Annotated in this window: 16 protein-coding genes; 7 read left to right on the top strand and 9 right to left on the bottom strand. The window is 62.3% G+C overall.

Annotation, left to right across the window (positions count from 1 at the left end):
- Positions 1–37: 37 nt before the first annotated feature.
- Together TU79_RS01505 and TU79_RS01510 are read right to left on the bottom strand one after the other, a co-directional pair.
- Complete coding sequence (locus TU79_RS01505) at positions 38–1,534, bottom strand: YifB family Mg chelatase-like AAA ATPase (RefSeq protein WP_057006378.1); 1,497 nt, start codon at positions 1,532–1,534, stop codon at positions 38–40.
- A 155-nt stretch (positions 1,535–1,689) separates the two neighbouring features.
- A complete protein-coding gene (locus tag TU79_RS01510) occupies positions 1,690–1,953 on the bottom strand; it encodes an accessory factor UbiK family protein (protein ID WP_057006379.1) in 264 nt (87 codons plus the stop codon).
- 423 nt (positions 1,954–2,376) lie between these two features.
- Between TU79_RS01510 and glnK the strand changes: the two genes are divergently transcribed.
- From glnK to sutA, 4 genes are all read left to right on the top strand, one after another.
- The gene (glnK, locus tag TU79_RS01515) at positions 2,377–2,715 is read left to right on the top strand and encodes a P-II family nitrogen regulator (protein WP_002555808.1); all 339 of its coding nucleotides are present in this window, start codon (positions 2,377–2,379) and stop codon (positions 2,713–2,715) included.
- A 34-nt stretch (positions 2,716–2,749) separates the two neighbouring features.
- On the top strand, positions 2,750–4,087 hold the full coding sequence (locus tag TU79_RS01520; RefSeq protein ID WP_057006380.1) for an ammonium transporter: 1,338 nt from the start codon (positions 2,750–2,752) through the stop codon (positions 4,085–4,087).
- A 211-nt stretch (positions 4,088–4,298) separates the two neighbouring features.
- Complete coding sequence (locus TU79_RS01525; RefSeq protein WP_057006381.1) at positions 4,299–4,724, top strand: secondary thiamine-phosphate synthase enzyme YjbQ; 426 nt, start codon at positions 4,299–4,301, stop codon at positions 4,722–4,724.
- A gap of 101 nt (positions 4,725–4,825) precedes the next feature.
- Positions 4,826–5,158, top strand: coding sequence for a transcriptional regulator SutA (gene sutA, locus TU79_RS01530; RefSeq protein WP_057006382.1), 333 nt, complete (start codon positions 4,826–4,828; stop codon positions 5,156–5,158).
- 205 nt (positions 5,159–5,363) lie between these two features.
- Here sutA and TU79_RS01535 read toward each other — a convergent pair whose 3' ends face one another.
- Genes TU79_RS01535 through lptM form a run of 6 tightly spaced genes read right to left on the bottom strand, consistent with a single transcriptional unit; the run spans position 5,364 to position 9,946 of the window.
- Complete coding sequence (locus TU79_RS01535) at positions 5,364–6,059, bottom strand: HAD family hydrolase (protein WP_057006383.1); 696 nt, start codon at positions 6,057–6,059, stop codon at positions 5,364–5,366.
- On the bottom strand, positions 6,056–6,955 hold the full coding sequence (gene xerC / locus TU79_RS01540; protein WP_057006384.1) for a tyrosine recombinase XerC: 900 nt from the start codon (positions 6,953–6,955) through the stop codon (positions 6,056–6,058). Before xerC ends, TU79_RS01535 begins: the two co-directional genes overlap by 4 nt.
- Before the next feature lie 2 nt (positions 6,956–6,957).
- A complete protein-coding gene (locus tag TU79_RS01545; RefSeq protein ID WP_057006385.1) occupies positions 6,958–7,674 on the bottom strand; it encodes a DUF484 family protein in 717 nt (238 codons plus the stop codon).
- A gap of 13 nt (positions 7,675–7,687) precedes the next feature.
- Entirely contained in the window at positions 7,688–8,518 is an 831-nt protein-coding gene (gene dapF / locus TU79_RS01550; RefSeq protein ID WP_057006386.1) for a diaminopimelate epimerase, read from the bottom strand.
- Positions 8,519–8,521: 3 nt separating this feature from the next.
- Positions 8,522–9,769: a diaminopimelate decarboxylase gene (gene lysA / locus TU79_RS01555; RefSeq protein ID WP_057006387.1), complete on the bottom strand. Its 1,248-nt coding sequence runs from the start codon at positions 9,767–9,769 to the stop codon at positions 8,522–8,524.
- A gap of 9 nt (positions 9,770–9,778) precedes the next feature.
- Positions 9,779–9,946, bottom strand: a complete 168-nt coding sequence (gene lptM / locus TU79_RS24950; RefSeq protein ID WP_003195417.1) for an LPS translocon maturation chaperone LptM — start codon at positions 9,944–9,946, stop codon at positions 9,779–9,781.
- Between the two features lie 238 nt (positions 9,947–10,184).
- Here lptM and cyaY point away from each other — a divergent pair, with 238 nt between their 5' ends.
- The 3 genes from cyaY to rnk all read left to right on the top strand — a co-directional run bounded on the left by cyaY (position 10,185) and on the right by rnk (position 11,282).
- Positions 10,185–10,517, top strand: coding sequence for an iron donor protein CyaY (gene cyaY, locus TU79_RS01560; protein ID WP_003231561.1), 333 nt, complete (start codon positions 10,185–10,187; stop codon positions 10,515–10,517).
- A 2-nt stretch (positions 10,518–10,519) separates the two neighbouring features.
- On the top strand, positions 10,520–10,738 hold the full coding sequence (locus TU79_RS01565) for a DUF1289 domain-containing protein (RefSeq protein ID WP_057006712.1): 219 nt from the start codon (positions 10,520–10,522) through the stop codon (positions 10,736–10,738).
- 130 nt (positions 10,739–10,868) lie between these two features.
- A complete protein-coding gene (gene rnk / locus TU79_RS01570; protein ID WP_057006388.1) occupies positions 10,869–11,282 on the top strand; it encodes a nucleoside diphosphate kinase regulator in 414 nt (137 codons plus the stop codon).
- On the opposite strand, the gene TU79_RS01575 is transcribed toward rnk, so the two are convergent.
- Positions 11,279–14,119, bottom strand: coding sequence for a class I adenylate cyclase (locus tag TU79_RS01575; RefSeq protein ID WP_057006389.1), 2,841 nt, complete (start codon positions 14,117–14,119; stop codon positions 11,279–11,281). The genes rnk and TU79_RS01575 overlap by 4 nt on opposite strands.
- Positions 14,120–14,132 lie beyond the last annotated feature (13 nt).

The following is a 14,132-nucleotide window of genomic DNA, read 5'->3' on the forward strand; positions in this document are numbered from 1 at the left end:
TTGCCCTAATGCCAGTCAGTTGAGCCTGCGCAAAGGCTCAAGTAAGTGCCGCAGGGCGGTATTGCAGCGCCTCTTGCAGGTGGTGACGGGCGATGGTGTCTTGTCGTTCCAGGTCCGCCAACGTGCGCGCCACCTTGAGCAGCCTATGCGCCGCGCGCAGCGACAGCGTCAAGCGTTCGCACGCGGTCTCCAGCCAGCCCTCGTCTACTTTTGCCAGCATGCAGTGCTCGCGCAAACCCGGCAGGTCCAGAAAGGCATTTGCACATCCCTGGCGTTGTTGTTGACGCTCGCGCGCCTCGGCAACGCGCGCTGAGGCGTTGGCTGTTGTGTCACCCTCGTTTTGAACGGGATTGAGTGCTGTGGTCTCCCGTGCCACGGTCAGGTGCAGATCGATCCGGTCCAGCAACGGTCCGGAGAGTTTGTTGCGATAGCGCTGAATCTGCTCCGGTGTGCAGCGACAACGACCACTGGGCTCACCCATATACCCGCAGGGGCACGGGTTCATCGCGGCCACCAGTTGAAAGCGCGCCGGGAAACTCACGCGGTCGCGGGCGCGGGAAATCACGATGTGCCCTGACTCCAGGGGTTCGCGCAGTACCTCCAGCACCTTGCGGTCAAACTCCGGCAATTCATCGAGGAACAGCACGCCATGGTGCGCCAGGGTGATTTCCCCCGGTTGCGGCTTCGATCCTCCGCCCACCAGTGCCGGTCCGGAGGCGGAGTGATGCGGCTGGCGAAACGGGCGGTGCGGCCAGTGACTCAAGGGCGCCAGGCTGACCACCGATTGAATCGCCGCGACTTCCAGTGCTTCCTGCTCGCTCAGCGGGGGAAGCAGGCCGGGCAGGCGACTGGCGAGCAAGGTCTTGCCGGTGCCGGGCGGGCCGCTGAGCAGCAGGTTGTGTGCGCCCGCTGCCGCGATCAACAGGGCACGCTTGGCCGAGAGCTGGCCCTGCACCTCGCCAAGGTCCGGATACGGCTTGTTCAAGTACTGCAAGCCGTCTGACCTGTAGGGATCAATCGGTACATGCCCATTCAGGTGCGCGACCACCTGCAGCAGATGATCCACCGCTATGACCTTAAGCCCCGACGCCAGACACGCCTCCTCGGCATTCGCCCGCGGCACTATCAAGGTGCGCCCGGCCTTGCGTGCGGCCAGCGCCGCCGGCAGTACGCCTTTGACGGCGCGCACCTCACCGGACAACGCCAGCTCCCCGAGGCACTCCACGTCATCGAGCATCAGCGCCGGCACCTGCACACTGGCCGCCAGAATGCCCAACGCAATCGCCAAATCAAAACGCCCGCCGTCCTTGGGCAGGTCGGCGGGCGCGAGGTTGAGGGTGATGCGGCGCGACGGGTATTGCAGGGCTGAATTGAGGATGGCGCTGCGTACGCGGTCCTTGCTTTCCTTGACGGCAGTTTCGGGCAACCCCACCAGCGTCAGGGACGGCAAGCCATTGGCCATATGCACCTCGACGGTGACGGCGGGGGCTTCAACGCCAACCTGGGCGCGGCTGTGGACGATGGCGAGGGACATGCTCGTTCCTTGAAGTGGAAGGCCGCTTTGTGCGGGTTTTTCAAGGGTAGACGAGGTTGGAAAGAGCGAGGCGAGGAGGTTTTTACAGAACGTATCCGGTGCACGACACAGAATAAATGTGGGAGGGAGCAGGTCACCTCCCACCATTTCCGCGGTTATTCAGCGGCAGGTGGCGTCAGCCGAGCCTCCAGCTCCGCCACCTTCGCTTCCAGGTTCTCCAACCGCGCACGCGTGCGCGCCAGCACCACCATCTGGCTGTCAAACTCTTCGCGGCTTACCAGGTCAAGTTTGCTGAAGCCACTTTGCAGCAGCGCCTTGAACTGGCTTTCGATTTCATTGCGGGGCAGCGGGGTGTCGCCGCTGAACAGGCGAGAGGCGTGGCCGCTCAGGGCGTCGAGGAAGTCTTTGGGCGCGAGCATGGGAAATATTCCGGAATAACTGTTGGCCGGCAGTGTATCACGCAGCGTCTATAGTCTTTTTCAAACGCAAAGACGCACGCTTTTCGCGCATCGGGCAGGGCGGCCTCGCACTGTTTTTGTGCGCATTGCAGTCGCCAGTCTCCTGCGCATTACGGCACATGAGGGCAAATGGCTGATTTCAGTGCTTTTTGCGGAGCTGGCAAGGTTTCTGCTTAGTCGATCATGACCCATGCACTGATGCAGTCGCTGTGACGAATGCAGTGCGCCGATGGATCAGGGGTACAGGTTTCGTCACCAGTGGTTCGCTTGCGTTGCAACGGTGAATGCCGAGGCGACGGTGCGTTACAAAGCCAGGCACTGCGCTTAGACTTGAGTCGGGTTTGTTTTCCTGGGGCAAGTCCACCAATTCGGGAGAGAGTTTTCATGAAGCTAGTCACTGCCATCATCAAGCCGTTCAAGTTGGACGATGTACGCGAGTCATTGTCCGAGATCGGCGTGCAGGGCATTACCGTTACCGAGGTCAAAGGCTTCGGTCGGCAGAAGGGTCACACCGAGCTGTATCGCGGCGCGGAATACGTGGTGGATTTCCTGCCGAAGGTGAAGATTGATGTCGCCATTGACGACAAGGATCTTGATCGGGTTATCGAAGCGATAACCAAGGCCGCCAACACCGGCAAGATCGGTGACGGCAAGATCTTCGTGGTCAATCTGGAACAGGCTATTCGCATTCGTACCGGCGAAACCGATACCGACGCAATCTAAGCCGCCAAACCCCAACGCCCCAGGAGAAAACAATATGACTCTGCGTAAACTCGCAGGGCTCGGAGCCCTGTTGTCCATCGTAATGCCAAGCCTGGCCATGGCGGCAGACGAAGTGGCGGCTCCAGTCCTCAACTCCGGCGACACCGCCTGGATGCTGACCGCCACCGCTTTGGTGCTGTTCATGACCATCCCGGGTCTGGCGCTGTTCTACGGCGGCATGGTCCGCTCCAAAAATATTTTGTCGGTGATGATGCAGTGCTTTGCCATCACCGGTCTGATCAGCATCCTGTGGGTGGTTTACGGCTACAGCATCGCGTTCGATACCACCGGTATGGAACAGGGTGTGGTCAACTTCAACTCCTTCTTCGGCGGCATGGGCAAGGCGTTCCTGGCGGGCGTGACCCCGGCCAGCATCACCGGGCCTGCGGCGCTGTTCCCGGAAGCGGTATTCATTACCTTCCAGATGACCTTCGCCATCATCACCCCGGCGCTCATCGTCGGTGCATTCGCCGAGCGCATGAAATTCTCCGCGATGCTGATCTTCATGGCCATCTGGTTCACCCTGGTCTATGCGCCGATTGCGCACATGGTCTGGAGCGGTAATGGCGGCCTGCTGTGGGACTGGGGCGTGCTGGACTTCGCCGGCGGCACCGTGGTGCACATCAACGCCGGTGTGGCTGGCCTGGTGGCGTGCATCGTGCTCGGCAAACGTAAAGGTTTCCCGACGACCCCGATGGCTCCGCACAACCTGGGTTACACCCTGGTGGGCGCGGCGATGCTGTGGATCGGCTGGTTCGGTTTCAACGCCGGTTCCGCGGCTGCGGCCAATGGCACCGCTGGCATGGCGATGCTGGTGACCCAGATCGCTACCGCGGCTGCGGCGCTGGGCTGGATGTTCGCCGAGTGGATCGCGCACGGCAAGCCAAGCGCACTGGGCATTGCCTCGGGTGTTGTGGCCGGTCTGGTTGCCGTTACACCGGCTGCGGGTACCGTGGGCCCGATGGGCGCGCTGATCATCGGCCTGGCGGCGGGTGTGATCTGCTTCTTCTGCGCCACCACGCTCAAGCGCAAGCTGGGCTACGATGATTCCCTGGACGCCTTTGGCGTACACGGTATCGGCGGTATCGTCGGCGCGATCCTCACCGGTGTATTCGCAGCCCCTGCATTGGGCGGCTTCGGCACGGTGACCGACATCGCGGCGCAAGTCTGGATCCAGTGCAAGGGCGTCGGTTTCACCGTGATCTACACCGCCATTGTGACCTTCGTCATTCTCAAGGTACTCGACATGGTCATGGGCCTGCGGGTGACCGAAGAAGAAGAGGCCGTGGGCCTCGACCTGGCGCAACACAACGAGCGTGGTTACAACTTGTAAGCATGCGAAAAAAAACTGCCCGGCTTGCCGGGCATTTTTTTGTCTGGCGTTTGTCAGTCATAACACGCTGTACCGGTTTTTGCGCCGAGTGTGTCATGGGGCGTACTCGGTGCTTTCAAGGGTGCGAAAGTCTTACAGGCATGTAGGCGTATTCGGCACTTTGTTTTTTCCCAGAGCGCGCTAGAATGCGCGCCGATGGGCGGAGAACTGTATGTGGCAACAGACCCTGATTACCCTGCGGGCCAAGCCTCGGGGCTTTCACCTGGTGACCGACGAGCTGCTTGCCGGCTTGCCTGAGCTGAAGTCGTGTCGCGTGGGCTTGTTGCATCTGTGGCTGCAGCACACGTCGGCCTCGTTGACGGTCAACGAGAATGCCGACCCGGCGGTACGTCGTGACTTCGAACGGTTTTTCAACTCGCTGGTGCCCCAAGGCCGGTCCGGGTTCGAGCACAACGACGAAGGACCGGATGATCTGCCTGCGCACTTCAAGGCCAGTCTGCTGGGCTGTCAGTTGAGTCTGCCGGTAAGCGCCGGCCGCTTGGCGATGGGGACCTGGCAAGGTGTTTATCTGGGCGAGCACCGTGATCATGGCGGTGCTCGAAAAGTCCTCGCCACGTTGTACGGTGACGAGGCGTAAGCCACTGGTTATCCGGTGGATGTGATTTTTTCCCGGCGACCTCGACAGAGGATGAAGCTGGGCTATAACTAATCTGCTTTTCGCAAGTCATGAGGTAGAACATGAGCGACGATGATCTGGAACAAGACGACCTCGAAGTCGGTGATGAAGACGACACTGAAGAAGGTCTTGAGGCAGCGGCTGAAGACGTTGCCGACGAGGCCGATGATGGCGGTGGCGATGATGCGGCGCCCAAGGCCAAAGGCAAAGCCAAGGCTGCCGTGTCGGTAGACGAGTTGCCGAGCGTTGAAGCCAAGAACAAAGAGCGCGATGCCCTGGCCCGTGCGATGGAAGAATTCCTCGCCAAAGGCGGCAAAGTGGTCGAGGTCGAGCCCAATGTCGTGGCGGATCCGCCGAAAAAACCGGATAACAAGTACGGCAGCCGACCTATCTGAGGTCAGCTACCTGCCTGTAGGAAAAAGCCCGCCGTCGCTGCGGGCTTTTTCATGCCTGACGCAAATTTATAAATCAACACAAGGCAATGTGGGAGGGGGCTTGCTCCCGATAGCGGGCTGTCAGCCCATACATCTGCTGGCTGACCCACTGCTATCGGGAGCAAGCCCCCTCTCACAATTGATACTCAGTGTTGCAGCAAGCGCGTCACTTCCAGCCCGCGAGCAACCCCGGCAACTCCGTCAGGCTGCCAATCTCGGCATCCGGACGCCTGTCCGCCTCCCACGCCTTGCCCGTCGGATTGAACCACACCGCACGCAACCCTGCCTGCTGCGCGCCGGCAATATCATCCCCAGGATGATCGCCCACATGCACCGCCTCACTGGCATCCACGCCGCCACGTTGCAGCGCTTCCTCAAACAAACGCGCATCCGGCTTTGCAATGCCAATGTCTTCGGCGCGCAGCGCAAAATGAAAATAATCCGCCAGGCCCACGCGTTGCACGTCTGCGTTGCCGTTGGTGATCACGCCGAGCAGGAAGTGCTGGCGCAGCGCCTTGAGCATCGGCTCAGCGTCGGGGAACACGGTGAGCTGATGCCGCGCGTGAATGAATGCCTCGTAGCAGACATCGGCCATTTGCATGGCTTCAGGCTGCGGGTAGCCCGCTTCCTCAAAGGCCAGCATCAGCACACGGTGGCGCAGCACGCTGATGCGGTGTTTGAGCTCCGGATGGCGCTGCAACACCTGCTGGCGCAGGCTGGCGAAATGCTCCAGGGGCAGCTCGCCGACTTTCGATGCATTGAGCGCCAGCCATTCGCGCATCGACGCTTCGGCGCTGATGATGACGGGTACGTTGTCCCAGAGCGTGTCGTCCAGGTCGAAGGTGATCAGCTTGATACTCATGAGTCGCCGCCCTTGATGCGTTTGGCCCGTGGATGGGCGCTGTCGTACACCGTTGCCAGGTGTTGGAAGTCCAGGTGGGTGTAGATCTGCGTGGTCTTGATGTCGGCGTGGCCGAGCAGTTCCTGGACCGCGCGCAGGTCCTGGGAGGATTCGAGCAGGTGGCTGGCAAAAGAGTGCCGCAGCATGTGCGGGTGCAGGTTCTGCCCCAACTCACGCTCGCCCGCTGCCTTGACCCGCACCTGAATGGCTCGCGGCCCCAGTCGCCGGCCTTGCTGGCTGATAAATACCGCGTCGTCCACCGGATTGGCCAGCGCCCGCAACGGCAACCACCGTTGCAGGGCCTCGCGGGCCTTTCTACCGACCGGCAGGACGCGGGTCTTGCTGCCCTTGCCCAGCACCTGCACCAGACCGTCCGCCAGGTCCAGCTGGTCGAGGTTCAGGCCGGTCAGCTCCGAGAGACGCAGCCCCGAGGAGTAGAACAGCTCCAGAATCGCCTGATCGCGATGAGCGAGGAAATCATCCTCCACCGCGCCATCGAGCAATTGCAGGGCGCGGTCCGTGTCGAGGGTCTTGGGCAGGCGCCGCTCGCCCTTGGGCGGCGACAGGCCATTGGCCGGGTCGTGGTCGCACAAGCCTTCGCGGTTCAGGTAATGATAGAGGCCGCGCACCGCCGACAGCAGGCGTGACAGGCTGCGCGACGACTGGCCTTGCTGGTGCAGCCTGGCGATGAGGCTGCGCAGTGTCTGGATGTCCAGGGCCTTCCAACTGGTGACGTGCTGCTTTTCGCACCAGGCCAGCACCTTGTTCAAGTCGCGCCGGTAGGCTTCCAGGGTGTGCGGCGACACCTGGCGCTCGTTGCGCAGGTGCGCGCAATAAGCGTCCAGTTGCCCTTGCATGGCTAGCGCACCGCGCGCAGGGCGGTGGTGTAGCGCGGCAATACGCGGCCCAGCACTTCGGCGATGTAGGTGAGAAACAGCGTGCCCACCGAACTCTTGTAGTGCTGCGGGTCACGGCTGGCAATGGCCAGCACGCCGTGCAGACCCTGGTGACTGAGGGCGACCACGGCGGTGGAGCCGATCTGCTTGCGCTGTTCGGCGCCGAACAGAAAGTCCAGCTCGTGCTCACGCAGGGTGCCACTGATGCTCTTGCCTTCGGATAACAGGCCGCCGATGGCGGTCTGTGCGTCGCTGCCGCTGACCCAGCGCCCTACCGGCATCGGGTTTTCGCTAAACAGGATCAGGCTGACAAAAGGCACCTGGAAGTCCTCACGCAGGCTGTCCTCGACGGCCATTACCGTTTCTTCCAGGCTGGCGGCGTCCATCAGGGTCAGAATCAGGCGACGGGTCTTGTCGAACAGGCGATCGTTATCACGGGCCACGTCCATCAGGTGCGAGAGCCGATGGCGCATTTCGATGTTGCGCTCGCGCAGGATCTTCATCTGCCGCTCCACCAGCGACACGGTATCGCCGCGCTGGTGTGGAATACGAAGGGCCGGCAGCAGCTCTTCGTGTTCGACGAAGAAGTCCGGGTTAGCCTCAAGGTACGCCGCGACAGCAGCGGCCTCCAGACTTTCGCTCGGGGTAGCGTGTGCGGGTACTCGAGGTTTATCGGTCATTGGCTTGGCTCACTCATAGACGGACCTGTCCTTCGTATACGCGCGAGGCCGGCCCGGTCATCAGTACCGGGTGGCCCGGGCCTGCCCATTCGATGGACAGGCGTCCACCGGGCAGGTCGATCAGCAGCGGCGAATCCATCCAGCCCTGGCTGATCGCGGCCACGGCGGCGGCGCAGGCACCGGTGCCGCAGGCCTGTGTTTCGCCGACGCCGCGCTCCCACACACGCAGTTGCGCGCGGGAGCGGTCGATCACTTGCATGAAACCCACGTTCACCCGCGCCGGAAAGCGCGGATGATGCTCGATCTTCGGCCCCAGTTCATGCACCGGCGCGTTGTTGATGTCATTGACCCGCAGCACCGCATGGGGATTGCCCATGGACACGGCGGCGATCTCGACGCTGTTGCCGTCCACGTCCAGCGGGTAGCTTGCGGCCTGCGCGTCGGCCTGGAACGGAATGTCCGCCGGCACCAGGCGCGGCGCGCCCATGTTGACGCTGATCTGGCCGTCATTGCGGATATCCAGCTCGATCACGCCGCCCTTGGTCTCGACGCGAATCTGGCGCTTGGCGGTCAGGCGCTTGTCCAGCACAAAGCGCGCGAAGCAGCGGGCGCCGTTGCCGCACTGTTCCACTTCGGTGCCGTCGGCGTTGAAGATCCGGTAACGGAAGTCCACCTCCGGGTTGCTCGGCGCCTCGACGATCAGCAACTGGTCGAAACCGATGCCTGTGTGGCGGTCGCCCCATTGTTTGGCGTGCTTGGGCAGGATGTGCGCGTGCTGACTGACCAGGTCGAGGACCATGAAATCGTTACCCAGCCCGTGCATCTTGGTAAAACGCAGCAGCATGGCTTACTCCGGCAGCAGGCTTTCGCCAGCATACAACTGGGCTACCGTCTCGCGGCGACGCACTTCAAATGCTTGATCACCGTCCACCAGCACCTCGGCGGAACGCCCGCGCGTGTTGTAGTTGGAACTCATGACAAACCCATAGGCGCCGGCCGAATGAATGGCCAGCAAGTCGCCTTCGGCGAGCGCCAGTTGACGATCCTTGGCCAGGAAGTCGCCGGTCTCGCAGATAGGCCCGACGATATCGTAGGCGCGCGCTTCGCTGTCGCGAGGGGCCACGGCGGTGACGTTCATCCAGGCCTGGTACAGCGCCGGGCGGATAAGGTCGTTCATCGCCGCATCGACGATGGCGAAATCCTTGTGTTCGGTGTGCTTGAGGTACTCGACCTGAGTCAGCAGCACGCCGGCATTGGCCACGATGTAACGGCCCGGCTCGAACAACAGTGCCAGGTCGCGGCCTTCGATACGCTCGCGCACAGCCTGGATGTAGTCGGCGATCAGCGGCGGCTCTTCGTCGCGATAACGCACGCCCACACCGCCACCGAGGTCTATGTGGCGCAGGTAGATGCCGCAGTCGCCGAGGCGGTCGACCAGCGCCAGCAGGCGGTCGAGGGCATCGAGGAACGGTGGCAGGCTGGTCAGTTGCGAGCCGATGTGGCAGTCGACGCCCAGCACGTCCAGGTTCGGCAGTTGGGCGGCGCGGATGTACACGTCTTCGGCGTCGGCAATGGCGATGCCGAACTTGTTCTCTTTGAGACCGGTGGAAATGTACGGGTGGGTGCCGGCGTCGACGTCCGGGTTGACGCGCAGCGAGACCGGCGCGCGAACGCCCAGTTCGGCGGCCACCACCTGCAGGCGCTCCAGCTCGTCGGTGGATTCGACGTTGAAGCAGTGCACGCCCACTTCCAGGGCGCGGCGCATATCGTCGCGGCTCTTGCCGACACCGGAGAACACAATCTTGTCAGCCTGGCCGCCGGCGGCGAGCACGCGCTCCAGCTCACCACGGGACACGATGTCGAAACCGGCGCCCAGACGCGCCAGGACATTGAGTACGCCCAGGTTGGAGTTGGCCTTGACTGCGTAGCACACCAGGTGCGGCACGCCGTTCAACGGGTCGGTGAAGGCGCGGTACTGCGCCTCGATGTGCGCACGCGAGTACACATAGGTCGGTGTGCCAAAGCGCTCGGCAATTGCCGACAACGCCACGCCTTCCGCGAACAGTTCACCGTCCCGGTAGTTAAAAGCGTCCATGGTTTTCCCTTAGTAAGTGTCGTGCTTGTGCGCTTTTGAAGGCTTCTGCGACGATTGCGCCTGTTCGTTGGGGTCCTTGCTGTCATCGGGCAGGTACAGCGGGCCTTTTTGTCCACAGGCACTAACGAGGCAAGCGACCGCGACGAGCGCAGCAAGGGAAGAGATCAGGCGCTTCATGGCGAAATCCTTGAATATGCATTAATTGCGCCCGAGTATACCGACCACCCGCCAGCTTGCCTATGCGCCGAAATACCCGTCCGGCGGGGGTTTGCCGACTTGTGCGTGAATAGAGCTACGCTGGCTGGTGACAATTCGTACAGTCATCGGTAATGAAATCGGTATCCGTTGCATTCACGCAGGCGCCTCCGTATCGTGCGGCGCTTGAGCAGAACCCGACACTTTTGAGGTTGCCACAATGAGTTTGACCGAAGCCCGTTTTCACGATCTGGTGGATTCGACCCAGCAGGCGCTGGAGGATATTTTCGACGACAGCGGCCTGGACGTGGACCTGGAAAACTCGGCCGGCGTGCTGACGGTCAAGTTCGAGAACGGCACTCAGTTGATCTTCAGCCGGCAGGAACCCTTGCGGCAGTTGTGGCTGGCGGCACGTTCCGGTGGTTTTCACTTCGACTACAACGAAGAAGACAACAACTGGCAGTGCGATACCAGCGATGAGCTGCTCAGCGAGATGCTGGCCCGTTTGGTTCTGGAGCAATCCGGCGCCGAGCTGGACTTCGACGAGATTTGACCGTGAGCCAGCCTGCCCCCACGCGTCCGCCCAAGCCGCTGTTCAGTAATGTCAGCCCGGCGGTGCCGTCACCTTGTATCAGTTTGTGTCGCCTGGACGAGGAGAAAGTCTGCCGTGGCTGCTTCCGTCACGTGGAAGACATCCGCGAATGGCGCTCCGCCGACGATGCCCGGCGCCGGGTGATCTGTGCCGAGGCCGAGCAGCGCCGGGCACTGGCCTGAGGTCGTCTTGTTTATTTGTGACGCTGTGGTAGTGTCCGGCTACGCCTCAACCCATCGAGGCCCGTGAGAACCCCGCCTTTCCTGGCGGGGTTTTGCTTTTTTGTGCAGAAAAAAGGAGTCTGCCTGAATCATGACCACCGCACCTTCCATCATCCTCACCCGTCTTGACGTGCAGCGTCTGGAGCAACTGATCGACCGCCTGGGCGACGAGTTTCCCGGTGTCGAAGCGTTGCAAGCCGAACTCGACCGCGCCGAAGAGGTGGTTGGCCACGATGAAGTGCCTGCGGGTGTCGTGACCATGAACTCCAACGTGCATTGCCGCGAGCAAGGCAGCGGCAAGGATTACCACCTGACCCTGGTATACCCCAAGCACGCGAATGCCGACGAGGGCAAGGTTTCGATCCTGGCGCCGGTCGGCAGCGCGCTGCTCGGTCTGCAGGTGGGCCAGCACATCGACTGGCCGGCGCCCGGCGGCAAGACCCTCAAGCTGGAGCTGCTCAACGTCGAAGGCCAGCCAAAAGACGGCGGCGCCTTTCCGCTTTAAATCTGGCTGAGTGCCGCGTTCAACGACAGTTCCAGTTCGGCCTTGTAACGCAGGTAAAGATTGCTTGGACTTTGCACATCACCGAGCAGGCCGGACAGGTCAAGGTCGGTGATGTAGCAGCGGTAGCGCTCGGTTTCCCGGCGTTGCCCGACGATTTCACGGGCGACCACGGTGAACAGCTGGTCGCCGAATTCCAGTTCGCAAAACTCCCGCTGATTGCAATACAGGGTAATGCCCACCTGGCCTGGCGCCGCCCTGGCGATGATTGCCTGTACCTCATAAAAGGACGTATTGGCCGGCGTCGAAGGCGCCGGACGCGGCTCGACGCCGCGCGCGCGGTTGCTCCCCGAAGGCAGCAGTTGGTAATACAGGACATTGACTGCGCCCTGCGGTTGCTGTGGATCCAGCGGCGATAACGCGTCACGCCGATAGAGGATCGATTGCAGAAAGCGCTGCAACGGCGCCAGCAAGCTTTGCTCGTCATGAAACGGCAAGCGCTGTTGCCAGAGCGCGTTGAACTCATCCAGCACATACAGCTCGGCGAAGCTTTCGTTGACCCGGTAGAACACCTGCACGCAATCGGCCAGGCCCATCGGCAGCAACAGCGCCAAGTCGTGATCTTCCAGGGCCATGGCATCCAGGTGCCAGGGGCTGTAGCTGGCCAATTCTTCGCTGAGGTAGGCGATCAGCGCCTGCTGCGTGGGCAGCGACACGTGGTTGGCCTGGCCGGGCGTCAATTCCATCACGTGATAGTGCTGCTGCACCTGCAACAGATAGCGGTGGTTGGACTGCCCCAGCATCAAGTGTTGCGCGGTGTCGAATATCTCCTCCACGCGCTGGGCAATGAATGGCGCGCGGTTGTGGCAGAAGCAGCGCACGCGCAGGCGCGGCAGGTGATCCGCGGGCAACTGGTTGAGGTAGTCGCGCAGGCAATCGAGCAACGCATGAGGCCCGTCGTAGCGGCTGACCATCACCTCGTTCCAGCTGTTGAGGGTGACCTGGTCCAGGGTCAGCACCAGGTTGTCGCGCACACCGGCGTAGCTCAGTGAGTCGGTGCGCTCGGTGGTCATCAGGATATTCAGGTCGCGGTGGTGCTTGAGCGGGTCGACGCCGACGTTGATCAGCAGCAACACCTCGTCGGGCACCGCCGAGCGCAGCAGGCGGGTTTCATCGACGCTGGGCAAGGGCAGGGGAAGGGTTTGCTGCAGGCTGCCCAGCAGGTTGAACAGTTCGAACTCGGTCATGTCACTGGTGCCCGGGTGCAGGGCCAGGCGCGTGCTGCTGTCGATCACGCCGTTGCGGTGGCACCAGGTGAGCATTTCGAGCAGGTCGCGGCTGCGCTTGATCGGTGCGAAGTGCTCCCACTCCAGGGCGGTGAGGCTGCCGTTGTAAAGGCCCCAGAAGTGATGCCCGGGCTCTTTGCGGTTGGGCGACTGCACCAGCGTCAGCGTGTCTTCGGCGAGGTCCGGGGCGATGCCGGGGTTGATGAACTCGACCTTGCCGGCCTTGCGCTCGAACGCTGCGTATAAACGCCGGCCCAGTACATTGAGGTCGCGCCTGTTGACCAGGCTGACGGTCTGTTCGGTGCGGGCGAACTGGGCCAGGAACCGGTAACTGTAATTGAGCTCGTTGACCAGGGCACGGCGCTCGGCCGCGACCTGCCGCACTTTCCACTGGCTGCGGCTGTCCAGCAGGGCCAGTTGGCGCGTGTCCCAGCCCCATTCGTCGGCCAGGCGCTCAAGCAGCAAGCGTTGCCAACTGGTGGTGCGCTGGCCGGCGCTGAGTTTGCAGTTGACCTTCAGGTACAGCGCGCGTCGCACCAGCTCCAGGCGCTCGGGTTCGTTGCGCGCGCTGAGGTATTCCTCGATACGGCGGTACACCACGATGTACGGGTCCAGCTCGTCCAGGTCCATGCGGTTGGCGAATACGGCGCGTTTGAAGCGCAGACTCAGGCAGCCCACGTTCGGGTGTTCGCTGGCGTAGACCTCGGTCAGCACCAGCTTGAGCAGCGACTTGTAGGGCGACTCGATGCCCTTGAACAGCTGCCAGAGCCCGGCGCCAATGAATTCGCCCGGGGGAATGCGTGCCAGGTGGCCGAGGTCGAGGGTTTCATCGGCGCGGATAAAACGCTTGGAAATCAGCGTGTGGGTGAACTCGGCATAGCGCGATTCTTCGTACACCGGCACCAGCCACCAGATCGGGGTGCGCCCGGCCAGCCAGATGGCGGTGCGGTAGAACTCGTCCAGCAGCAGGTAGTGCTGAGTGGTGCCGCAATCGTCGGAACTCAGTTGCGTATCGCGCTCCCCCAGCACAAACCGCGTCGGCTCGATCAGGAAGAAATGCGCCTCGGCGCCCAGGCTCAGCGCCCAGGCTTCCAGCAACTGGCATTTTTTGCGCAGTTCGGCCAGTTCGGTGTCGCCAAGGTCTGCGGCATGACACACCCACACGTCCATATCGCTCTGGTCTGCCTGGGCCAGGGTACCCAGGCTGCCCATCAGAAACAGGCCGTGGATCGGCCTGGGTTGGTTGCCGGGGCGCGGCTTGTAGGAGAACGAGCGGGTCAGCCGCTGGGCTTCGACCAGGGCCTGGGCATCGGGTTCGAAATTCGACAGCCCGGCCGGCGTGCTGCCCGATACGTAGCCGGGCAGCAGCGGATGGTTGACGTGGAAAAACAGCGGCAGCAGCGTCAATACGCTGTGCTGGCGTGGCGTCAGCCCTTCGACAGCGCGGGCCATGCGACCTTCGTTGAGCGCCATGAAACGCCCACGCAGTTGGGCCAGCACCTTGCGGTCGATGCCCTCGTCCAGGTCAGGGCGGATTTCATGGGTGCGGGTCATGTCGAACTCGGTG

This window comes from Pseudomonas trivialis (assembly GCF_001439805.1).
Lineage (GTDB): Bacteria > Pseudomonadota > Gammaproteobacteria > Pseudomonadales > Pseudomonadaceae > Aquipseudomonas > Aquipseudomonas trivialis.

Bases quoted from the DNA above. Each gene is read 5' to 3' on its own strand.
- TU79_RS01505 (WP_057006378.1), bottom strand. From the start codon at position 1,534: ATGTCCCTCGCCATCGTCCACAGCCGCGCCCAGGTTGGCGTTGAAGCC.
- TU79_RS01535 (WP_057006383.1), bottom strand. From the start codon at position 6,059: ATGAGTATCAAGCTGATCACCTTCGACCTGGACGACACGCTCTGGGAC.
- cyaY (WP_003231561.1), top strand. From the start codon at position 10,185: ATGAGTTTGACCGAAGCCCGTTTTCACGATCTGGTGGATTCGACCCAG.
- TU79_RS01575 (WP_057006389.1), bottom strand. From the start codon at position 14,119: ATGACCCGCACCCATGAAATCCGCCCTGACCTGGACGAGGGCATCGAC.
- sutA (WP_057006382.1), top strand. From the start codon at position 4,826: ATGAGCGACGATGATCTGGAACAAGACGACCTCGAAGTCGGTGATGAA.
- rnk (WP_057006388.1), top strand. From the start codon at position 10,869: ATGACCACCGCACCTTCCATCATCCTCACCCGTCTTGACGTGCAGCGT.
- lysA (WP_057006387.1), bottom strand. From the start codon at position 9,769: ATGGACGCTTTTAACTACCGGGACGGTGAACTGTTCGCGGAAGGCGTG.
- glnK (WP_002555808.1), top strand. From the start codon at position 2,377: ATGAAGCTAGTCACTGCCATCATCAAGCCGTTCAAGTTGGACGATGTA.
- lptM (WP_003195417.1), bottom strand. From the start codon at position 9,946: ATGAAGCGCCTGATCTCTTCCCTTGCTGCGCTCGTCGCGGTCGCTTGC.
- TU79_RS01510 (WP_057006379.1), bottom strand. From the start codon at position 1,953: ATGCTCGCGCCCAAAGACTTCCTCGACGCCCTGAGCGGCCACGCCTCT.
- TU79_RS01545 (WP_057006385.1), bottom strand. From the start codon at position 7,674: ATGACCGATAAACCTCGAGTACCCGCACACGCTACCCCGAGCGAAAGT.
- xerC (WP_057006384.1), bottom strand. From the start codon at position 6,955: ATGCAAGGGCAACTGGACGCTTATTGCGCGCACCTGCGCAACGAGCGC.
- TU79_RS01525 (WP_057006381.1), top strand. From the start codon at position 4,299: ATGTGGCAACAGACCCTGATTACCCTGCGGGCCAAGCCTCGGGGCTTT.
- dapF (WP_057006386.1), bottom strand. From the start codon at position 8,518: ATGCTGCTGCGTTTTACCAAGATGCACGGGCTGGGTAACGATTTCATG.
- TU79_RS01520 (WP_057006380.1), top strand. From the start codon at position 2,750: ATGACTCTGCGTAAACTCGCAGGGCTCGGAGCCCTGTTGTCCATCGTA.